At 38.2% G+C, this 22,691-nt stretch carries 19 protein-coding genes and 1 tRNA gene; 16 read left to right on the forward strand and 4 right to left on the reverse strand.

The genetic code is table 11. The features are described from left to right. Window positions 1-254: 254 nt before the first annotated feature. A complete protein-coding gene (locus CCAL5182_RS00725; RefSeq protein WP_336610009.1) occupies window positions 255-518 on the reverse strand; it encodes a hypothetical protein in 264 nt (87 codons plus the stop codon). 141 nt (window positions 519-659) lie between these two features. On the opposite strand from CCAL5182_RS00725, the gene CCAL5182_RS00730 reads away from it, so the two are divergent. From CCAL5182_RS00730 to CCAL5182_RS00760, 7 genes are all read left to right on the forward strand, one after another. Continuing rightward, window positions 660-1,295, forward strand: a complete 636-nt coding sequence (locus CCAL5182_RS00730; RefSeq protein WP_169999826.1) for a uroporphyrinogen-III synthase — start codon at window positions 660-662, stop codon at window positions 1,293-1,295. A gap of 230 nt (window positions 1,296-1,525) precedes the next feature. Then, the gene (gene purD / locus CCAL5182_RS00735; RefSeq protein WP_336610010.1) at window positions 1,526-2,773 is read left to right on the forward strand and encodes a phosphoribosylamine--glycine ligase; all 1,248 of its coding nucleotides are present in this window, start codon (window positions 1,526-1,528) and stop codon (window positions 2,771-2,773) included. Beyond that, on the forward strand, window positions 2,770-3,225 hold the full coding sequence (locus tag CCAL5182_RS00740) for an RDD family protein (protein ID WP_170016241.1): 456 nt from the start codon (window positions 2,770-2,772) through the stop codon (window positions 3,223-3,225). The genes purD and CCAL5182_RS00740 overlap by 4 nt, the downstream gene beginning before the upstream one ends. After that, window positions 3,215-5,395, forward strand: coding sequence for an LPS-assembly protein LptD (locus CCAL5182_RS00745; protein WP_336610011.1), 2,181 nt, complete (start codon window positions 3,215-3,217; stop codon window positions 5,393-5,395). Before CCAL5182_RS00740 ends, CCAL5182_RS00745 begins: the two co-directional genes overlap by 11 nt. Then, window positions 5,395-6,099: a phosphoribosyltransferase family protein gene (locus CCAL5182_RS00750; protein ID WP_169972087.1), complete on the forward strand. Its 705-nt coding sequence runs from the start codon at window positions 5,395-5,397 to the stop codon at window positions 6,097-6,099. Before CCAL5182_RS00745 ends, CCAL5182_RS00750 begins: the two co-directional genes overlap by 1 nt. After that, entirely contained in the window at window positions 6,089-8,293 is a 2,205-nt protein-coding gene (locus tag CCAL5182_RS00755) for a polyribonucleotide nucleotidyltransferase (protein WP_336610012.1), read from the forward strand. Before CCAL5182_RS00750 ends, CCAL5182_RS00755 begins: the two co-directional genes overlap by 11 nt. Before the next feature lie 20 nt (window positions 8,294-8,313). Beyond that, a complete protein-coding gene (locus CCAL5182_RS00760; protein WP_169972085.1) occupies window positions 8,314-9,165 on the forward strand; it encodes a universal stress protein in 852 nt (283 codons plus the stop codon). 110 nt (window positions 9,166-9,275) lie between these two features. Here the strand turns inward: CCAL5182_RS00760 and CCAL5182_RS00765 are convergent. Together CCAL5182_RS00765 and CCAL5182_RS00770 are read right to left on the reverse strand one after the other, a co-directional pair. Next, window positions 9,276-9,360, reverse strand: a tRNA-Leu gene (locus CCAL5182_RS00765). 62 nt (window positions 9,361-9,422) lie between these two features. Continuing rightward, a complete protein-coding gene (locus CCAL5182_RS00770; RefSeq protein WP_169936161.1) occupies window positions 9,423-9,725 on the reverse strand; it encodes a F0F1 ATP synthase subunit C in 303 nt (100 codons plus the stop codon). A gap of 238 nt (window positions 9,726-9,963) precedes the next feature. On the opposite strand from CCAL5182_RS00770, the gene CCAL5182_RS00775 reads away from it, so the two are divergent. From CCAL5182_RS00775 to CCAL5182_RS00815, 9 genes are all read left to right on the forward strand, one after another. Beyond that, window positions 9,964-11,310, forward strand: a complete 1,347-nt coding sequence (locus tag CCAL5182_RS00775; protein ID WP_169999821.1) for a sodium-dependent transporter — start codon at window positions 9,964-9,966, stop codon at window positions 11,308-11,310. A gap of 1 nt (window position 11,311) precedes the next feature. Next, entirely contained in the window at window positions 11,312-12,643 is a 1,332-nt protein-coding gene (locus CCAL5182_RS00780; protein ID WP_336610013.1) for a sodium-dependent transporter, read from the forward strand. Further along, complete coding sequence (locus CCAL5182_RS00785) at window positions 12,643-13,986, forward strand: sodium-dependent transporter (RefSeq protein WP_169936167.1); 1,344 nt, start codon at window positions 12,643-12,645, stop codon at window positions 13,984-13,986. The genes CCAL5182_RS00780 and CCAL5182_RS00785 overlap by 1 nt, the downstream gene beginning before the upstream one ends. A 150-nt stretch (window positions 13,987-14,136) precedes the next feature. After that, a complete protein-coding gene (locus CCAL5182_RS00790) occupies window positions 14,137-14,382 on the forward strand; it encodes an OadG family transporter subunit (protein ID WP_169936169.1) in 246 nt (81 codons plus the stop codon). Between the two features lie 3 nt (window positions 14,383-14,385). Then, a complete protein-coding gene (locus CCAL5182_RS00795) occupies window positions 14,386-16,191 on the forward strand; it encodes a biotin/lipoyl-containing protein (RefSeq protein WP_336610014.1) in 1,806 nt (601 codons plus the stop codon). Between the two features lie 6 nt (window positions 16,192-16,197). Then, window positions 16,198-17,508, forward strand: coding sequence for a sodium ion-translocating decarboxylase subunit beta (locus CCAL5182_RS00800; RefSeq protein WP_169936173.1), 1,311 nt, complete (start codon window positions 16,198-16,200; stop codon window positions 17,506-17,508). Window positions 17,509-17,525: 17 nt separating this feature from the next. Next, window positions 17,526-19,103: a phosphoenolpyruvate carboxykinase (ATP) gene (pckA, locus tag CCAL5182_RS00805; protein WP_194239023.1), complete on the forward strand. Its 1,578-nt coding sequence runs from the start codon at window positions 17,526-17,528 to the stop codon at window positions 19,101-19,103. A 226-nt stretch (window positions 19,104-19,329) separates the two neighbouring features. Beyond that, complete coding sequence (locus CCAL5182_RS00810) at window positions 19,330-20,622, forward strand: dicarboxylate/amino acid:cation symporter (protein WP_336610015.1); 1,293 nt, start codon at window positions 19,330-19,332, stop codon at window positions 20,620-20,622. Beyond that, window positions 20,619-21,311, forward strand: coding sequence for an aspartate/glutamate racemase family protein (locus CCAL5182_RS00815; RefSeq protein WP_169936176.1), 693 nt, complete (start codon window positions 20,619-20,621; stop codon window positions 21,309-21,311). Before CCAL5182_RS00810 ends, CCAL5182_RS00815 begins: the two co-directional genes overlap by 4 nt. 87 nt (window positions 21,312-21,398) lie before the next feature. On the opposite strand, the gene CCAL5182_RS00820 is transcribed toward CCAL5182_RS00815, so the two are convergent. After that, window positions 21,399-22,670 carry a cation:dicarboxylate symporter family transporter gene (locus tag CCAL5182_RS00820; RefSeq protein ID WP_169936582.1) on the reverse strand — a complete coding sequence of 424 codons (1,272 nt, stop codon included), beginning with the start codon at window positions 22,668-22,670 and terminating at the stop codon, window positions 21,399-21,401. Window positions 22,671-22,691: the final 21 nt, after the last annotated feature.

Consider the following 22,691-nt stretch of genomic DNA (forward strand, 5'->3'; position numbering starts at 1 on the left):
GTCATTTTAAATGCAAGTTACTGTCAGTTTTAACGCGTGGATACAAATGCTACAAGCTATATGATTGATGTGGAGTTTGAGGGGTGAAATTCTCATTTTTTACGTTTGGGTGAAAAATGAGAAAATTTTTTACGAAAAAAGTGAGAAAGGATAGGTCTTAGTGAAGTTGAGTATGCACTTTGTTTTGGTGCAAACGGCTTTGCTTTAAGCGTTGGTGCCGGTATCTCAAGCAAGCTTAAAGAAAGGCGCTCTCTTTATGTCGGAGTTATAGGACTTTTTGTTTCATGCGTGTATCTTAGCGTGGTTTTTGGGTTAAGACTTGATGTTTGGTTTGTGGTGTCTTGCTTTTTTGTCCAGATGTTTTTTACGGGCTTTTTACTGCCGACATCTTCGGCACTTGCGATGAATTGTGGCAGAGAGTATGCGGGCTCGGCATCTGCTATGCTTGGTTTTTGCCCGTTTTTCCTAGGTGGTATAGTTTCGCCACTTGTTGGGCTTGGAGATATATTTGTCAGCACGACTATAGTGATATGCTTGTGTTTTTTAGGTGTGCTTATATCGTTCGTGATGGTAAATAAATTTGGATATTTAAAGGCAAGATAGCTAAATTTATAGAAATTTAAATAAATACGTTAAAATTAGCCGACAAAAGGATGAAAATGATCTATCTAGTCGGTTCTGATTTAAAATTTGAAGGTGTTAAAACACTTGTTTTAAACGAAATTTCTTTTTTAAAATTTGATGTAAATTTAAATAATTACGACGCTCTTATTATAACTTCAAAAAACAGCATAAATGCTTTAAAATTTAATGAAATTTTACCAGTTGAAAATTTGCAAATTTACTCCATAGGTAAGGCGACAAGTAAGGCCGCGATGGAGTTTGGCTTTAATAAAATTTATACTGCCAAAAATGCTCACGGAAATGAATTTGCGCATGAAATTTTGCCGTTTTTGGCTGCGAAAAAAGTTGTTTTTTTAAGAGCCAAAACCACCGCTTCAAATATCTTTGAAATTTTAAAAAACGATGGCGTTAGCATAGATCAGATCATAGCTTATGAAAATTTATACAAGCCGTTAAGGGATGAGCAGAGACCGCCAAACGGTAGCGTGATAATCTTTACCGCTCCATCTGCTGTTATAAATTTTATCAAAAATTTTGGCTTTGACGAGAGTTATAAGGCGGTTGCTATCGGCAAAACTACCGCAAACGAGCTTAAATTTGCTAAAAATTTAAAAATATCACAGCTTCAAAGCGTAAATGAATGTATTAATATAGCCAAAACGTTAGTTTAAGTAAATTTTTTATATAATTTCTAAGCCTGAGTGAAGCGAGTAAGCATTTTAACGGGGTCCAACACTATTGTATTAGCGAAGATGTATGGTTGTCTTGTGATGTGGCTTCGTTTGAGCACATTGGGTGCGAGAAGTTGCAACCGTTTGTCAGTCATCTATTTGCAAGATTGGCTTAATTTTGGGCCACTCTTTTATGCGACGCTCACTCGGGTTTTTAAAACGGAGAAGACATGAAAATCCTTATCATTGGCAACGGTGGCAGAGAATACGCCATCGGTTTAAAACTACAAAGCGAAACAAATGTTGAAAAGATCTATTTTGCTCCCGGTAACGGCGCAACTACAAAAATCGGCGAAAATATCTTAATGTCTGATTTTGAACAACTGGCCAAATTTGCCATAGATAATGCCATAGACCTCACCATAGTAGGGCCTGAAGCCCCGCTTAGTGCCGGCGTAGTAGATGTGTTTAAAGCACATGGGCTGGCTGTATTTGGACCAAGTAGGGCCGCGGCTAGACTTGAGGGTAGTAAGGCATATATGAAGGACTTTTTGGCTAAAAATAATATAAAAACCGCGCAGTACCTAAACACGGACAACAAGGAAGAGGCATTTAAATTTATAGACACATTAGGGCTTCCTGTTGTCGTTAAGGCTGATGGACTATGTGCGGGTAAAGGCGTTATTATCGCTCAAACCTACAATGAGGCAAAAGACGCAGTTAGTGATATGCTTAGCGGAGATAGCTTTGGCGATGCTGGAAAACGAATTGTCGTCGAGGAGTATTTGGACGGATTTGAATTAAGCTTTTTTGCTATTTGTGATGGAGAAAATTTCGTAAGCTTGCCTGTGGCTCAAGATCATAAGCGTCTTCTTGATAACGACAAAGGTCCAAATACCGGCGGAATGGGCGCATATGCCCCAAGTCCATTGGCTAGTGCAAATTTGATAAAAAGTCTTGAGGATGAGGTTGTAAAACCGACTTTAAAAGGTATGCAAAACGAGGATGCACCTTTTTGCGGAGTGCTCTTTGTAGGCGTGATGGTAGTTGGAGATGAACCTTATGTGCTTGAATTTAATGTGAGATTTGGCGATCCCGAGTGTGAAGTATTAATGCCTTTAATAGACGGAAACTTGAGTGAAATTTTACTAAATGCAGCAAATGGTAAGCTTGAAGCGGTTAAGCTAAAAGCACAATGTGCTGTCGGTGTTGTGATAGCAAGCGAAAATTACCCTTATAAAAATTCACCAAAAGCAAAGATAAGCGTTAAGCAAATTCCTGAAAATTCACATTTAGTTTATGCAGGAGTTAGTGAAGAAGATGGTGAAATTTATGCCAGTGGTGGACGCGTTTTGGTCTGTGTCGGTCTTGGAGATAGTATAAAAAATGCGCAAGAAAGGGCATATGAGCTTTGTAAAAATGTAGAATTTAAAGGCATGCAATACCGCAAAGATATAGCTTGGCAGGCTCTTAGATGAGCGCAGATACGATAATCCAAAAGCTTGAACGAGAAAATATCTCTTTGGCAAGTTTTGCAAGACGAATTTATGCGTTTTGCATAGATGAGGTGCTTATAAGCATTTTGTTTATGGTGATTTACTGGGATAAATTTGCGCAAGTGACCACATATGAAGAGACGGTTTTATTGGCCTCGGCGCTTGTCTTTCAGATGGTGGTTTTAAAGATAATATACCAGACATTTTTTACTTGGTATTATGGTGCCAGTATCGGTAAAATCATGATGAAAATAATTTGCATAGATGTTGATGTCCTTGATAAGCCAAATTTGGCGGCTAGTCTTTCAAGGGCGGCTATGAGAGTGTTTGGCGAGATGTCTTTTTATCTTGGATTTGTATGGGCATTTGGCAACTCGGCTCGTCAAACATGGCATGATAAGTTAGCAAAGACGGTCGTAGTAAATGTTGCGTAAAGTTTTACCGCTTACATTAGCTTGCTGCTTAAATTCTTTTGCCGATATCCAAAATGTCCAGCTTTTAGCCGATAACGTAAGCCAAGAAGCCGGTGTAATAACTGCCGAAAAAAACGTTGTTGTCTACTCTCAAACATACCTTGTTACGGCTGACCGTGCTATTTATGATCAAAATAATTCCATAATAGAACTCTTTGGCAATGTAAACATGATGAAAGGTGCTGGAGAAATTTCACGCTCAAGTTATGCAAAGATAAATCTAAAAAACAACGAAAGTAGTTTTGAAGCGCTTTTTATGATGGATAAAGAGATGGAAGTCTGGATGAAGAGCGACGAAAGTAGCTCTGATGATGAGTATTACCGCACAAAAAGAGCTTTAGTATCAAGTTGTAATGTGCAAGATCCGGACTGGAGTATATCTTCAAGCTCTGCCATGTTAAATAAAGAAAGCAAATTTTTGCATATGTTTAACCCGGTTTTTACCGTCGATCTACCATTTGTCGGCGATACTCCGGTGTTTTACCTTCCGTATTTTGGATTTCCAACAGATACTACTAGAAGAACTGGACTTTTGCCGCCTGATATGGGATATAGTGCAGGCGAGGGGGTTTATTTTAAACAGCCTGTTTATTTTGCCCCGTATAACGAGTGGGACTTGCAACTTGACCCGCAAATACGCACCAAAAGAGGTGCCGGACTTTATGGCTCGTTTAGGTTTGTTGATTCGCCTGATTCAAGAGGAGAGTTTAGCTTTGGAGCCTTTAGAGACCGTGAGAGTTACCGCGAAAGAGAGGCAAATAAAAACACAAAAGAGCTAAGTCTAAAAAACAAAACTCACAAAGGTATTAGCTTTGAGTATGAGCGCGATAAACTTGTAAAATACCTAACTGACGCACCTTTACAAGAGGGTTTGTGGATAAATGCTACTGATTTAAATGACATAGACTATTTAAATTTAAAGGGAAGAGAAGACGACTTTGACTCGTTGGTGACTTCTAAATTTAACTATTTTATAGCAAATGAAAAGCACTTTTTGGGAGCTTACGCGAAGTATTATATAGATACTGAAAAAGTAGGTAGCAGATATGAAAACAAAACCACCCTTCAAGAGCTACCAAGTCTTCAGTATCATAAATTTACCGACACTTTAGTGTTGCCAAATTTGCTTTACTCTGTTGATGTTCAGTCGCATAGATACGACCGTTATATCGGTGTAACGGCGACTCAGTATGAGTTAAATGTTCCTGTTTCATTTCACTTGCCGGTATTTGACGAAGCTGCGACATTTTCTTTTTATGAAAATTTCTATGCAAGCCGTATAGATTATAATAGAAAAGCAATCTCTGCGATTGATTTAAGCGAGGACAAGAGCGATATTTATGTAAATAATTATCACAGACTAGCGCTTCACACAGACCTTGCTAAGCCTTATGATGACTTCTTTCATGCTATAAATTTTGGTGTCGAGTATATCAAAAAGGGCTACAATAGGGGTGATCTAAGTGATGAGTATATTTACTCGGATACCGTATATGCAGGGCTTAAAAACCAATACGAAAATTTCTTAGCACAAGAAAAAACAAAAGATGAATTTTTAGCATATGCGACTCAGTATTTTTACAACTCAGAAGGCAGAAAAATTATAAGGCATACCATTTCTCAAGGATACTATACCGGCGAAGACGAGTATGGAAATTTAAAAAATACCATCGCACTATATCCGACTAAAAATTTATCTTTTTACAACAAGCTTGAGTATTCTCACGTAGATAATGATTTTAAAAAGCTTCAAAGCGGAGCAAGATACTCAAATGATAGATTTGGTGCGAGCATTATGCATACTATGTTAAAAAAAGGAAATTCTGATAAAGACAGCTATTTAACTAGCTCTACATCTATAAATTTACCTCGTCAGTATAAAATAACAGGCACTTGGCAATATGACCTTGAGCGGGATTATACGAAGACATGGAGTGTTGGCGTGCTACATCATAGAAAATGTTGGAACTACGGTCTTATATACAAAAAAGACATAGAGCCTGTAACTACAACCGATGGTTCAGCCACAAGAAAAGTAAACGGCTTTTTATTCACTGTAAATTTTTACCCTATGGGCGGTATTAATTATGATTTCTCAGTAGAGTCTGACCCTAGCACCGGAAGCAACTAATGGCTGAAAATATAGATAAATTTAAAGACCAGCTCGATGCGGCGGCGAAACTACTTGAAATTTTGCCAAAAAAGGAGCTTGTCGACAGAAAGACCATAATGGTTTGTATGTCGCTTGATTCTGTTTTACTGACGGATTTTATATGCAAAGGTCTGGGGCTTAGCTACGAGATGCTGTTTAGCGAACAGATATTTGCGCCAAATAACCCGGAGTGTAGCATAGGCATAGTAAGCGAAACCGAAGATATCGTTTTAGATGATGCCTTGATAAGAGCTTTTAATATAAGTTATGACTTTGTATACGGCGAAGCACATAGAAAATACGAAGAGAAAATTTTAAAAAACGTATACAAGTATAGAAAAGGAAATTTACTTGGCAAGCTAAAAGATAGAAATATCTTGCTTATAGATGAAGGCTGCGAAACAGGGCTTACCGCATCAGTTTGCATAAAGACTTTAATGGGCTTAAAAGTAAAATCAATCGCGTATGCCACACCCGTCATAGCAACCGATGTGGCTGCTAGCTTAAATGATTTAGTAGATGAAATTTATATGATAAATAAAATAGCCGACTTTATAGATGTGGATAGTTATTATGCTAAAAAGATAGCCGTAACAAGTGAAAGTATAATGTCTATTTTAGAAGAGAGTCCTTACTATTTACCGTTACAAAAACAACAAGGAGAGAAAAATAATGCAATATAGTATAGAAGTAAATAATCAGGTTGAAATTTTTGACCTAAATAAAGTTGCAAAACAAGCAGCTGGGGCGGTTTTACTACGTGTTAAAAACACGGTTGTCTTGGCTACGGTAGCTAGGGAAGATACGCAAGTTAGCGAGGACTTTTTACCGCTTACCGTCCAATATATAGAAAAAGCTTACGCCGCAGGAAGGATACCTGGTGGTTATGTAAAGCGTGAAACTAAGCCGGGTGATTTTGAAACATTAACAGCGCGTATTATTGACCGCTCTTTAAGACCACTTTTTCCTAAAGGCTACGCCTATCCTACACAAATAGTTGTTATGGTGCTATCTGCAGATCCAGAGGTTGATTTGCAAGTTGTAGGACTTAATGCGGCTTCGGTTGCACTTTATCTAAGTGATATACCGGTTAATCGTCCTGTTTGCGGTGTTAGGGTTGGATATATAGATGATGAATTTGTCATAAATCCAAGCAATTCTAAATTAAAAGAGAGCGCGCTTGATCTTTACGTAGCCGGTACAAAAGATGAGCTTTTGATGATAGAGATGAGAAGCCTCCCTCAACAAAGCGCACAGATAATACCTATCGCGGCTATTGATCCGATAATGAGTCCTAGCCTTGAAGATAACATTATCGACAAACAAAGCATGAATGAATTTAGTGAAGATAGAATGGTCGAGGCGATAGACTTTGCGGCTAAGGCGATACTTCGCGCGAGCAATGCCTACGAAGAGGCATTTAAAGAACATAAAAAAGATGACGCAGTCCTTGAGCTAAAACCTGAAATAGAAAATGAAAACATAGCTGTTTATATCGATAAATTTTATAAAAACGATGTTAAAAATGCTATCAACCAAATGGCAAAAAGCGAGCGTGCAAGCGAGCTTACAAAGATAGCCAAGCAAATTTTAAGCGACGAAATAGCCCAGCAAGAAGGATGGGAAGAGGGCGTTATCTCAAATGTTCTTGGTAAATTTAAGAAAAAAATCGTCCGCGAACAAATCATCAACGAAGGAATTCGTGCTGACGGCAGAAGACTTGACGAGGTTCGTCCAATAAGCATTGAAACAAATGTCCTGCCAAATGCACATGGCTCATGTTTGTTTACTCGCGGTCAGACACAAGCCTTGGTTGTTGCTACGCTAGGAACTGACAGCGATGCACAGATGTATGATATCTTAACAGAAAAAACAGCTCTTGTAGAAAAATTTATGTTTAACTATAACTTCCCTGGATTTAGCGTTGGCGAAGCAAGCCCTCTTAAGGCACCGGGCAGACGTGAACTAGGACACGGTAACCTTGCAAAACGTGCACTAACTCCAAGCATAGATGTAAATTCTCCATATACAATGCGTGTTGTTTCTGAAATTTTAGAAAGTAACGGCTCAAGCTCTATGGCAAGTGTTTGTGGTGGCTCTTTGGCGCTTCGTGCAGCCGGTGTAGACACGCAAAAGTTGGTTGCGGGAGTTGCGATGGGCCTTGTGTTTGAAGGCGACAAGCATGCTGTTTTAACCGATATTATGGGGCTTGAAGACCATGATGGCGATATGGACTTTAAGGTCGCTGGAAGTCGTGACGGTATAACTGCGCTTCAGATGGATATAAAACTTGGCGGAATTAGCCTTGAAGTTCTTAAAGAGGCGCTTGAACAGGCAAAACGCGGTCGCGAGCATATCTTAAATTTAATGGAAGAAGCAGACAATGCGATCGTTGTTAATGAAGAAATTTTGCCAAAGCTTGAGCTCTTTAGTGTTGATCCGGGTAAGATAGTAGATATCATCGGACAAGCCGGCAAAACCATAAAAGAGATAATCGAACGCTTTGAAGTATCAATTGATCTTGATAGAGAAAAAGGTGAGGTTAAAATAGCCGGTGGCGCTAAGAGAAATGTTGATGCGGCAAAAGATTATATTATAGAAATCACGTCAAAAGATAACTCAAGAGGTTTTTCTAAGAAACCACATGGGCGCGACCGTGATAAAGATAGAGTAAAGCCTACGTTTAATATCGGAGATAAATTTCAAGGTGCTGTAAAAAATGTTGTCGATTTTGGTGTTTTTGTCGAATTAAAAGATGGTGTAGACGGGCTTTTACATATATCTAAAATAAAAACTCCACTAAAAGTAGGCGATGTTGTAGAGGTTGTAGTTAGCGAACAAAAAGGTAATAAAATTTCGCTATCTTTAGCAGAGTAAAATTTCACAAAGGATCTGACATGAAGTATAAAAAGATTTTATTTCCAATAGGTGCAGGTGATGATATAGAGCAACGCGTTTATGGTGCTTTAAAAGTTACAAAGTGGTTTCATTCACACATGGAGATCATGGCTTGCCAGCTTGATCCTAGCATTGTTTATAACATGAAAATGACGTTAAGAGGCGGAGTTTTGTTTGAGGAATTTTTAAAGTCGGCAAAGGCAGACATGAAAGAAGAACACGAGCAAAATGAAGCGATGTTTAAACGAATTTGCAAAGAGCTTGATATTAAAATCAGTGACAAGTCAATAGATGGCATGTGCACTGCAAATTTCGTAACACATCAAGGAAAGCGTAGCGCGATAGTAGAGCAAGAGTCTAAATTTTGTGATATGGTTGTTGCTGCCGTTCCTTTAAACGGTAAGATAACCGGGACTTTTGAAGCCGCTGTTATAAAAAGTGGCAAAAACGTGATAGCTATACCAAGAAATTTAAAAGAATTTAGTGCAAATAATATCCTTGTAAGCTGGACGGCTACTCCACAAAGTTCACGTGCGTTAACTAGTTCACTAGATCTTTTAAAACGTGCCCAAAATGTCCATTGCGTAACATCTAAGGCAAGCCTTGGAGAAAATGCGGAGATTAATCTTAAAAAGCTTGAAGAGTATTTTGGTCTTCACGGCATAAAAGCTACTTTTGATGTCGTAGATACAACTTCTATACCGGGCGAAGCTCTTCTTAAGGTGGCAAATGAAGCAAATGCCGACCTTATAGTAGCCGGAAGACACGGAGAAAATGGCTTAATGGAAATGGTGCTTGGCGGAACATCAAGATTTTTCCTAGAGCATACAAATATCCCTGTATTTATGTAATCCACGCAAAACGGCACTTTGCCGTTTTGTCCTCTTTGTTAATAAGTATTTTTAACAATTGAGTCTAATTATATAAGATATGTAAGACGGTAGTTTTAAATTTAAGTGTATGGTGCGATCAGCGAGACTCGAACTCGCACACCTACTGGCACTACCCCCTCAAGATAGCGTGTCTACCAATTCCACCATGATCGCAAAAAGAATTTTTAAGAAAGAACAAAAGCCCCAAGAATGGGGCTAAATTTAACGTCTAGCGCTTAGCCAAGCATTGGGTTTGCGTAAAGAACGATAAGTGTAATAACAAGTGCGTAAATAACTTGTGCTTCGATCATCGCAAGTGCGATAAACATTGTAGTCATAAGTTTTGAACCTACGCCAGGGTTTCTAGCTGTACCGCTAATAGTTGCTGCAGCTGTGTTACCCATACCGATAGCGCCGCCAAGAGCAGCAAGACCAAGACCGATACCGGCTGCGATAACAGAATAAGATCTAACCATCTCGCCGTCTGCGCCAAATGCAAAACCAGCAAGAGCTAACATTAAAAATACGACTTTTTTCATCGTAACTCCTTGTGAAATTTTTAAAAGCTTTCGGATCTGTCCCCTACTTGACTTTTGAAGTCGTATGATACAAAAATAAAGCTTTGATTTTCTTAAAGTTTTATGCTGTGTTTCAAATAAAAACATAAGCTTTTTAAAACAGTGTAAAATTTCTTAAAGTTATCCAAAAATAAAAGTTTTTTTATGATTTTTATGGTATCGTTTGATTTATTTTAAAAAAATTTAAAATAGGCTACAAATGTTAAATGATAAGTTTTCAAAAATAGGATTTGTTTTGGCGATGGCAGGCTCTGCCGTAGGACTTGGTAATGCTTGGAAATTTCCAACTATGGTTGGAAATAACGGAGGTTCTGCCTTCATAGTGCTTTATCTGGCTCTTACCTTTGGTGTTGCTTTTGTTGCTTTTTTGGCTGAATTGAGCATAGGAAAATTAGGTGAGACGGATATAGTAAATTCCATGTATAAATTAGCACCAAAACACAAAAAAGCATGGTCACTTACAGGGTTTTTTATGATAACGGCTGTTTTGATAGCTTCGTTTTATATGGTTGTTATCGGCTGGATCCTATACTATATATACATAAGCTTTACTGCGCTTCCTAAAGATGTGTCAGAGGCCGGAGCGATATTTGGCCTGCTTTTAAGCGGCGATGTCTTTAGTGCTTTAATCTGTTTTAGTGTCGTGTTTTTTATTGTATTTTTTGTAGTTTCAAAAGGCATAAAGGGCGGTATAGAAAAGCTAAATATATGGATGATGCCGACACTTTTTGTTTTGCTGGTTTTAATGCTGTTTTATTCGTTCTCAATGGCTGATGGATTTTTAAAAGCGGCTGAATTTTTATTTGTTCCAAATTTTGGTGCTATAACTGCAGATACAGTCTTGATGGCTCTTGGTCTTGCGTTTTTTTCACTATCCATGGGCGTTTGCACTGTTCCTACATACGCTGCAAATCTCTCTGACGGAACAAATTTGGTAAAAGCTACGCTTTCTATCATATTTATAAATATCTTAATCGGTATCATGATGGGGCTTGTCGTGTTTACCTTTGTTTTTGCTTACGGCGGAGACACTACACAGGCTGGACCAGGACTTATCTTTGTATCTTTAACGACTCTTTTTGCAAAGCTTGGAATAGTGGGTAACATCTTATCGGTTGCATTTTTTACATCACTTTTGTTTGCAGGTGTTACAAGTGCGGTTTCCATGATAGAGCCATTTGTCTTTTATCTTGTAAATAAATTTAAAATAACTCGTCTAAATGCTTTGATTTATATCGGTATGGTCGTATACGTCTTGGGTGCATTTTGTATATTTTCTTACTATAAGCCGACATCTGAGAGTTTTACATTTTTAGGTAAGCCGATGTTTGACCTTCTTGACTATGCTACTTCAAACGTCTTAATGCCGTTTGGTGCCATTGTATTTAGCTTTTTTGTTGGATTTATGCTTAAAAAAGAGGCTTTACTTACACTTTTTGGATCATTTATGAATGAGAAAGTGTTTGAAATTTGGTATTTTTTACTTCGTTATATTACTCCGCTTGCGATAATTGCTATCATGCTTTATCAAATTTTTGGCAGTTGATATGAGTGAAAAATTTAGCAAAATAGGCTTTATTTTATCTATCGTCGGAGCAGCTATAGGGCTTGGAAATGCGTGGAAATTTCCTTATCTAGTAGGCATAAACGGCGGTTCGGCATTTGTTTTATTATATCTGTTTTTCGCCATTGTCGTTGGGCTTAGTATATTTTTTGCCGAGATGGCTATGGGTAAAATTTCACTTAGCGATACGGTAAATGCATTTAAAAAGCTAGCCCCTTCTCATTCTAAAGAGTGGGGATTTGCCGGCGTTATTATGATCACTGGTTTATTTGTCGCCTCTTTTTATACACTTATTATCGGTTGGGTCATAAGATATAGCGTCGTTGCGCTTTCAAAGCTACCTGCCGATATTGAGACTTCGACAAATTTGTTTGGAAATTTTATCTCAACTAACGCTTGGGAACAAATTTTGTATTTTTCCATAGCATTTTTTGCTTACTTTTTTATACTTACAAAGGGTATTAAAAGTGGCATAGAGCGTATAAATTTATGGCTTATACCGATACTCTTTGTCCTACTTTTATTAATGCTTGCTTATTCTACAAGCATGAATGGATTTGATAAGGCGGCGGAGTTTTTGCTTGTCCCTGACTTTTCTAAGATAAATTCAGATAGTATTTTTATGGCGCTTGGGCTTGCGTTTTTTACCATGTGCATCGGTATAGGGGCGGTTTTAACATACTCTTCAAGTCTTGATGATAATACAAATTTATTTACCTCTTCTTTATATGTAGTTTTTTTAAATATCATAATCAGCATTATCATCGGTCTGATCGTGTTTACCTTTGTGTTTGAATTTGATGCCCAGCCGTCTCAAGGTGTCGGTCTTGCCTTTATCTCGCTTCCTACACTTTTTGCTAAGCTGGGAGTGCTTGGTAATGTGCTTTGTTTTACGTTTTTTATAACACTTGTCTTTGCGGGACTTACATCTGCCATTTCGATGGTGGAGCCATGCATCTTCTATCTAAATAGAAATTTTGGCTTAAGTCGCGTAAGATCAATTCTTATAGTAGGTAGCGTAGTTTATGTTTTGGGTGTACTTTGTGCGCTTTCAAATATAAACGAGGTTAAGGAGATACTCAAATTTTTTGATAAAAGTTTTTTTGATTGTCTTGATTATCTAAGCTCAAACATCATGCTTCCTCTTGGTGGTATAGTTATATCGATTTTTGTCGGATACTTCATGCAAGTTAATACATTAAAAAAATTATTTGTACCATATATGGGAGAAAGGGTCTTTAAAATTTGGTATTTTCTAGTCCGATACATTGCTCCCGTGTGTGTATTTATAGTTTTAGTGAAAGGAATTTTATAGTGCAAAAAGAACAGTTTAGTAGGATAGGTTATGTTCTTGCGGTGGCAGGCTCTGCCGTAGGACTTGGTGCGATATGGAAATTTCCTTATGTCGTAGGAGAAAATGGTGGCTCAGCCTTTGTTATGCTTTATATTTTGATCTGCTGTTTAGTAGCGATACCGGTTTTTTTAGCAGAATTAAGCATAGGTAAGCTTAGTGAAAGTGATAGTGTAAACGCCTTTAGAAAATTAGCGTTTAAAAACAAAAAATTCTGGGGTTATGTCGGCGGTCTTACTATGGTTACTGCGGCTGTTATCGCTAGTTATTATCTAGTGATTATAGGTTGGGTATTTAAGTATCTTACGCTCTCTTTTACATCTTTGCCTAAAAATATCGAAAGCTCTAAGGATTATTTTCTTGAGTTTTTAACAAAAGATTCGTTGGGGCAGTTTGTATTTTTTGCTTTAGCGTTTGCTACTTGCTTGCTTATCCTTTCTCGCGGTGTTAAAAGCGGTATAGAAAAGATAAGTGTATGGATGATGCCTGCTCTTTTTTTGATGCTTTTATTTATGTTATTTTACTCATGCACCATGGATGGATTTATAAAAGCTGCACAGTTTTTACTTGTTCCTGATTTTAGCAAAATAACATTAGCTTCGTTTTTTTCAGCACTTGGACTTGCATTTTTTACTATGTCGTTAGGTATGGCAGTTATTATTACTTACTCGGCTTCACTCTCTGATGATGCAAATTTATTTAGGTCTACAATAAGCGTTGTCGGTATAAATATCCTCATAGCTATCATAGCAGGACTTGTGATATTTACATTTGTATTTGAATTTGATGCAGAACCGTCTCAAGGTGTTGGGCTGGTATTTATGTCGCTTCCTACACTCTTTGCAAATTTAGGCTTTACGGGCAATATTCTTGCGATCATGTTCTTTACGGCGCTTAGTTTTGCGGCACTAACCTCTGCGATATCTATCATTGAACCTTTTGTATTTTTCCTTATACGTGAATTTGATATAAGTCGTGCAAAGTCGCTAGCTATCGTTGGCGGTGGAATTTTTGCTCTTGGTATACTTTGTATATTTGCAAATATCGAAGGAGTTGGTGACAAATACATGGTGTTTGGCAAAGATTTCTTTAGTTTCCTTGATTTTACGGCTGAGAAAATTTTACTTCCGCTTGGTGGTATAGGCGGGGCTATATTTGCCGGATATATTATCAAAAAAGAGGCGCTATATACGTTATTTAGCCCATATATGACTGATTTTATGTTTGATGTTTGGTATATTCTGGTTAGATACGTATCGCCTATTTTCGTGCTAGCTATTATGATAAATATGTTGTTTTTTAGCTGATAGACAAACGGCATCTTTTTGGTTTTAAAGGTGCCGTTTTCTGATTGCTACACTTTTAAATTTTTTGATATATTTTTAGTGTAGACAAACTCTTTTTTAGTTGTTTTTTGATATATTTTTAGAAAATTTGAGATCTTAAAGGAAATTTTTATGCAAGTAAATCTAGTTGCTGAAGGTTTTAGATTTATGATCCTTGGCATGAGTAGTGTATTTTTATTTCTCATGCTAATGGTTCTTGTGCTTAAGGTTCAGGCTAAAATTTTTGAACGCTTTGCAAGTATGCCTGATGTTTTACCACCCCCATCCAAACCAAATCAAACTTCGATAAACAATAACGAGTTGGTGGCAGTCATAGGCGCCGCTATAAATCAATACAAGAAAAACACAAGAAGGTAAAAAATGGCAAAGAAATTTATTGACATTATGGACACGACTTTTCGTGACGGTTTTCAGTCGGTTTATGGTGCACGCGTGCTTATGAATGACTTTTTCCCGGCTCTTGAGGCTGCAAAAGATGCCGGCATAACTCACTTTGAATTTGGCGGAGGCGCACGTTTTCAAAGTTTGTATTTTTATCTAAACGAAGACGCCTTTGAGATGATGGATAAATTTAGATCTATCGTGGGAAAAGATGCAAATTTACAAACACTCGCACGCGGTGTAAATACCGTTATGCTTGACACTGGAAGTAGAGAGCTTATCGACCTGCACGCAAAAATGTTTAAAAAACACGGCACAACTACGATACGAAATTTCGATGCCTTAAATGATGTTGAAAATTTAAAATACTCTGGCGAAAGGATAGTTCATCACGGACTCAAACACGAAGTCGTCGTTACGATGATGGATCTACCGCCAAACTGTGTTGGTGCTCACGATGTTGCTTTTTATGAGAGAATTTTGCGTGAAATTTTAGATGCAGGCATATCTTATGATAGTGTTTGCTTTAAAGACGCAAGCGGCACAAGTAGCCCCCAAAAAGTATACGAAACCATAAAAATGGCTAGAAGACTACTGCCTGAAGGCACTCATGTGCGACTTCATACTCATGAGACGGCTGGCGTGAGCGTGTCATGTTACTTGGCTGCACTTGAAGCAGGGGCTGACGGTATAGACCTGGCTGCCGCGCCTCTTAGCGGCGGAACATCTCAGCCTGATATCCTAACTATGCTTCATGCTGTTAAAGGTAAGGATTATGATCTTGGCGGTCTTGATGTAGAGAAAATTTTAAAATACGAAGATGTGTTAAAAGGTTGCTTGAGTGATTATTTCACTCCGCCTGAGGCAACGCAAGTAAGTCCTTTGATACCATTTTCTCCTATGCCTGGCGGCGCACTTACGGCAAACACTCAAATGATGCGTGATAATAACATACTTGATAAATTTCCTCAAGTAATTGACGCCATGCGCGAAGTCGTTGAAAAGGGTGGATATGGCACAAGTGTAACGCCTGTTAGTCAGTTTTATTTCCAGCAAGCATTTAATAACGTAATGTTTGGAAAATGGAAAAATATCGCCGAAGGGTATGGCAAAATGGTTCTTGGTTACTTCGGCAAAACCCCTTGCGCTCCAGACAGTGAAGTCGTAAAATTAGCTGCCGAGCAATTAAAATTAGAACCTACCACGCAAAAAGCGCTTGATATAGCAGATCGTGACGAAAGTAAATCTTTGGCTCATACAAGAGAAATTTTAACTAAAGAGGGCATTGAGATAAATGATGAGAATTTATTTATAGCCGCCGCCTGTAAAGAAAAAGGTATCGCATTCTTAAAAGGTGAAGCAAAGGTTAATGTTCGCAAGATAAGTCAAATGCAAAAAACAAAAGAGGTTGCTTTAAATCAAGTTGCAAGCTCAAATAATGGAAAATACAGCGTAGTTGTAAATGGCACGACCTATAATGTCGAAGTTAAAGAGGGCTTTAGTGATGGTGTAGAGGCAAAAAGTATAACTCCTGTGTCTGCGCCACAAGTCCAGACTTCATCTAAAACTTCAACCGGAGAAGCGATACTTAGTAGCCTGCCAGGTACTGTTAGTAAAATTTTAGTCAAAGTAGGCGATAGTGTTAAAAAAGGACAAGCTGTTGTTATTTTAGAAGCAATGAAGATGGAGATCGAAGTTCCTGCTGCAAATGATGGAGTAATAAGCGTCATTGAAGTGATACAGGGTCAAAATGTCCAAAATGGACAAGTCTTAGCTAGGATGTAAAAATTTATGAAAAAAATTTTACTTTATATGATGCTTGTTACTTTCGCATCGATATTTTGTTATGCAGATACTGTTCAAGCCGCTCCTAGTGCGCCAAAGGTTGAGTATAAAGAAAAAAGCATAGGCGATCTTTTTAGGGGTTTTTACAAGACTACCGGCATAAATGCTTTTTTAAATCCGACCGATGGGCTAAAAGATAGTTCGGGACATGAGTTAAGCAAATTTACTCAAAGCTGGGGCAGGATCATAATGTTTTTTGTCTGCTTTTTGCTTTTTTATTTAGCGATTAAAAAAGGATTTGAGCCGCTTTTGTTGCTTCCTATCGGATTTGGTGGACTACTGGCAAATATCCCAATTGCCGAAATCGCTGGTCCAAACGGATTTTTGGGTATTATTTACGGTTTTGGTATAGAAAGCGGACTTTTCCCTCTTATCATTTTCATGGGTGTCGGAGCGATGACTGACTTTGGACCACTTCTAGCTAATCCAAAAACAGCTATGCTAGGAGGCGCGGCACAGTTTGGAATTTTTGCAACACTTATTGGCGCATTGGCTCTTAGCCAACATACTTCCATTTTTAATTTTTCTTTAGCGGATGCCGCTGCGATTGGTATTATAGGTGGAGCGGATGGTCCTACGGCGATATTTTTAGCTTCCAGACTTGCGCCTGATTTGCTTGGAGCTATAGCCGTTGCAGCATACTCGTATATGGCGTTAGTTCCGATTATACAACCACCGATCATGAGAGCGCTTACGACAAAAGAAGAGCGTAAAATTCGCATGGTGCAGTTGCGAGAGGTAAGCAAGCGTGAAAAGATCATCTTCCCTATTACGATTTTGATGCTTTGTGTCCTTGTGCTTCCTGATGCAACTCCGCTTATCGGCGCACTTGCTTTTGGAAATTTGGTGCGTGAATGTGGCGTAGTTCAGCGCTTGAGCGATACCATGCAAAACGCTCTTATAAATATCGTAACGATATTTTTGGGACTTTCTGTTGGCTCTAAATTGGCCGCTGAAAAATTTCTTGTACCAAACACGCTAGGTATTTTAATGCTAGGTCTTGTTGCATTTTCTATAGGAACTGCAGCTGGTATTATAATGGCTAAAATTATGAATAAATTTAGCAAAGACAAGATAAATCCACTTATAGGTGCAGCCGGTGTTAGCGCTGTTCCGATGTCGGCTAGAGTTGCTAATAAAGAGGGTATTAAGGAAGATTGCACTAACATTTTGCTTATGCATGCTATGGGACCAAATGTTTCGGGTGTTATCGGCTCTGCGGTCGCAGCCGGTGTGCTTTTGTCCATATTTAAATAAATTTATAAGGAAATGTTATGATCAGTGAACTTGCAAAGCTTGGACTAAACGGTGTGAAAGAAATTTTTCACAACATAAGCTACGATGAGCTTTTTGAACACGAAAAGCGCAACGGCGAAGGCAGAGTAAGCGACAACGGTACTTTTATGGTGGATACTGGAATTTTTACAGGTAGAAGTCCAAAAGATAAATACTTCGTAAAACAAGACGAAAGCCAAAAATACATTGCATGGGGTAAGATAAACCAACCTATCACAAAAGAACTTTTTGATAAGCTTTTAGCTAAAGCAAAAAAACAATTGAGCGGAAGCGACCTTTATGTTCAAGATGCTTATTGTGGTGCAAGTGCCAAATCAAAACGCTCGGTTCGCTTTGTAACTCAAGTTGCATGGCAAGCTCATTTTGTAAAAAATATGTTTATTCGTCCAAGCCAACAAGAGCTTAAAAATTTTAAACCTGATTTTGTTGTTTTTAACGCTTGTAAATGCGTAAATGATAGCTTTAAAGAAGATGGACTAAATTCCGAAGTTTTTGTTATATTTAATGTCGAAGAAAACATCGCTGTTATCGGCGGAACGTGGTATGGCGGCGAGATGAAAAAAGGAATTTTTTCCATGATGAATTACTGGCTTCCGCTTGAAGGAAAGCTTAGTATGCACTGTTCGGCAAATGTCGGCAAAGACGGAGATACTGCACTGTTTTTTGGACTAAGCGGAACAGGCAAAACAACACTTTCAACCGATCCGCACCGCAAGCTAATAGGAGATGACGAGCACGGCTGGGATGATGATGGTGTGTTTAACTTTGAGGGCGGCTGTTATGCAAAGTGTATAAACCTTGACCCATCTAGTGAGCCTGAAATTTACGGCGCTATCAAACGTAATGCTCTGCTTGAAAATGTTGTAGCAGATGAAAACGGCGTTGTTGATTACAAAGATGGTAGTAAAACAGAAAATACTCGCGTAAGCTATCCTATCGAACATATCCAAAACCATGAGCCAAGTCTAAGCGCAGGTCATCCTAAAAATATTATCTTCCTAACTGCAGATGCATTTGGCGTACTACCTCCTGTTTCAAAGCTTACAAAAGAACAAGCAATGTATTATTTCTTAAGTGGTTATACTGCAAAAGTAGCAGGAACAGAGCGTGGTATAACAGAGCCGGTAGCTACGTTTAGCGCATGTTTTGGTGAGCCTTTCATGCCTTTGCATCCAACCGTTTATGCCAAACTTCTTGGCGAAAAGATCGATAAGCACGGTGTAAATGTTTATCTTGTAAATACCGGCTGGAGTGGCGGAGCATACGGTGTAGGCAAGAGAATGAGCATAAAAGCTACTCGTGCTTGCATAAATGCTATCTTGGATGGAAGTATAACAAAGTGTGAATTTGAAAATTTTGATAAATTTAATCTAGCTATACCAAAGGCACTTGATGGCGTTGAAACAAAACTTCTTAATCCTATAAATACATGGGCAAATGCTGATGAATACCGTGTAACTCGTGATAAGCTTGCTGCTATGTTTGAGGCAAATTTTAAGCGTTATGAAGATGTTAAAGAGGGTATCGAGTACGCAAAAGCAGGTCCAAAAAACTAATATTTTAAGCGATGAGCAAGTCTCATCGCTCTTCTTCTTTTGTTAATTTTCACACAAAAATTTAAAATCATCTTAAAATAAATTTTTACCTTTTTTAATTATGGGTAAAATTTAAACACTTTTTGAATAAAAATATCAAGATAGTATATTTTTTTTAAATTTAAAAAAAAATTTTGCTTTTAGGGAGTAAGATAATAATGAACTAAATCACAATTAGGAGCTTGATATGAGTGAGAACAAAGGCGGGATATTTTCCCTATATTTTAGAACAAACCTTCTTGTTAGAATTCTGGTAGGTCTTATTTTGGGTGCAATTTTTGGTATTGTTTTTCAAAAAGCAAATGGAGCGATTGAATTTTTAGCACCATTTGGCGATCTATTTATTAGATTGTTAAAAATGATAATGGTGCCGGTGATAGTTTGCACGCTTATAGTAGGAACTAGTTCTATTGCGCCATCACATCTTGGCAAGGTCGGCTTAAAGGTTATTGTATTTTATATGTTTACCTCGCTATGCGCTATCATTATAGGTCTTTTAGTTGGTGTAGTCTTATCTCCTGGAGAGGGGCTTGAACTTGCTAATATTTCAGGTGTGGCAAAAGAAGTCAAAGCGCCTACTCTTGTTGAAATTTTACTAAATATCATCCCTACAAATCCATTTGGATCAATTGCAAAAGGTGATGTTTTGCCTATCATTTGTTTTTGTATATTTTTTGGTATCGCTCTTGCATTTAGTAGAGATAGTAAAGAAGAGAACATAAAAAAAGCTGCCGATACGGTTTATGCCTTTTTTGAAGGTATGAGCGATGTTATGTTTAGAGTTGTTGGCTGGGTTATGCAGTATGCTCCGATAGGTGTTTTTGCTCTTATTTTCATCGTATTTTCCAAAAATGGCGCGGAGGCGTTTGGACCGCTTGCTAATGTAACGATCAGTGTTTATATTGGTTTGGTATTGCAAATTGTGCTTGTTTACTTTGCTATTTGCTTTTTCTGTAAACTAAGTCCTATGACTTTTCTTAAAAAGGTAAGACCGCCGATGATTACGGCATTTGTTACTCGTTCATCGGGTGCAACGATACCTGTATCTATGGAAACAGCAGAAAAAAGCATGGGTGTTCCAAGAAGTATATTTGGCTTTACTCTTCCTGTTGGTGCTACTATAAATATGGACGGAACAACGATATATCTTGGAGTCTGTGCGATATTTGTAGCAAACGTGGTCGGTTCTCCGCTTGATTTATCACAGCAGCTTACCGTTGTTCTAACAGCTGTTTTGGCCTCTATAGGAACAGCCGGAGTACCTGGAGCTGGAGCCATTATGCTACTTATGGTACTTGAGTCAGTAGGATTAAAAGTAGAGGCAGGTAGCGTAGTAGCTATCGCTTACGGCATGATACTTGGCATAGATGCTATACTTGATATGGGTAGAACATCTATGAACGTAGTTGGAGATATGATGGGCGCGGTTGTTATCGCAAAAAGTGAAAACGAACTTAATGAAAAGGTGTGGAATTCATGAAACAGCTAGGTATAATAGGCGGTATGGGACCCCTTGCTACGGCGGATTTATATAAAAAAATCATAGATCTAACCCCGGCTACTTGTGACCAGGAACATCTACATATAGTCATAGACAGTTTCGCACAGATCGAGGATAGAACAAAATTTATAATGGGAGAGGGTGTGAGTCCTCTTGCTAAATTAGTCCAGAGCGCTAAAAGATTAAAGGAGGCGGGTTGCGAGGCTATGCTTATGGCTTGCAACACGGCGCATTTCTTTGCTCCTGATGTAGAAAAAGAAGCCGGTGTAAAAATTTTACATATCGCAAAAGTTGCCGTAGATGCAGTAAAGAAGCGCTATCCAAATGCAAAAGATATCGCTGTTATAGCAACTAGCGGAACAAAGAAAGCCGGAGTTTACGACAATATTCTTAAAGAATATGGTTTAAATAGCGTTGGTTTTAGCAAAGAGCAACAAGACGGACTTATGGACTGTATATATAAGGGAGTAAAAGCCGGTAAAACGCAAGAATTTGTGCCTAAATTTAACCAAATAATAAGCGAGATTAAGGCAGATGTTTATATCGCTGCATGCACTGAAATTCCTATGTTTTTACCTTATTTGGATGGGGATTATAAATTTATAGACGCTACTCTTGAGCTTGCTAAAGTCGGTGTCGAGTTTGGTCTTGAAAGAGAGATATTTTAAATTAAGCGGCTATGGTATAAATTTTATACCCAAACCATAGCCCAAATTTGTTTTTAGATGAATTTAGGGCGGATAATCGCCCTAAATTTAAGCATGAAAGTGAAATTCTTCAGGATGATCGATAGCATATCTGAATTTTTCCATATCGACCTTTTTATCCCAAATCGATACGATCAGACATCCTACGGCATTGCCGCATAGGTTTCCAACGGCACGCATTTCTGACATAAATTTATCAACTCCCAGTAAGACTGCAACTGTTACAACCGGGATACCTGTTGAAGGAAGAGCTGCTAGAGTTCCTGCTAATACGATAAATCCAGAACCTGTAACACCAACCGCGCCTTTGCTTGTTATCATTAGCACGATAAGTATGCTGATTAGATGTTCGAAGCTTAACGGTATGTTAAAGGCTTGTGCTAGGAATATAATACTTAAGCTTAGATAGATGTTTGTGCAATCTAAGTTAAAAGAGTATCCTGTAGGTATGATAAGTCCTACTGCGCCTCTGTGGATACCGGCGGCTTCTAGCTTTTGCATAAGCGGTGCAAGAGCGGTTTCGCTTGAGCTTGTTGCAAATACAACCAAAACCTCTTTTGATATAAAGCGCATAAATTTAAAGACATTGACTTTTGCAAAGTAGCAGATAATGCCAAGTATGACAAATATAAAAAAGCAGCTAGCAAGTGCCATTACTGCAAGAAGCTCCATCATGCCAAAAAGTGAGCTAAGGCCGAATTTGCCGATTAGATACGCCATTGCTGAAAATGCAGCCGCAGGGCTAAATAGCATAAGCCAAGTAAGTAGCTTAAGCACATAATGCTGAACGAATTCAAGTGGTCTTAGACATGCTTTTTTATAGTCATGCTTTAAAAACGAAAGAACGATCGCTACAACAAGAGCCATAAAAAGCACTTGAAGAGTGTTTGAATTTATAAACGGACTTATCGGGTCGCTTGGAACAGCACTTTTTAATATCGACCACATTGAGCCTACATCGCGATCAACGTGAGTGTATTTATCGACACTACTTGGATCAAGCGTTGTATAGTCAAGATTCATGCCATGACCAGGTCGTAAAACTTCGCCAAAAAATATACCTGAAGCCAAAGCTAGAGTGCTTACCACTTCAAAGTATATAAATGCTTTTAGTCCTATACTTCCTAGGTCTTTTAAACTCTCAAGTCCGACTATGCCAGAAACTATCGTTAAAAATATAATAGGACCTATTAAAATTTTAAGAGCTTTGATAAAATAATCAATACCAGGCTTACTTGCCACACCAAGATCTGGTGCAAAAACGCCAACTAAAATACCGCCTACGATACCTACTACGACCCAAAAGGCTAAATTTGTCATTAGCCTGATCGCTAAAGGTTT

Origin of the sequence: Campylobacter sp. 7477a, assembly GCF_014892335.1 — a bacterium.
GTDB lineage: Bacteria > Campylobacterota > Campylobacteria > Campylobacterales > Campylobacteraceae > Campylobacter_A > Campylobacter_A californiensis.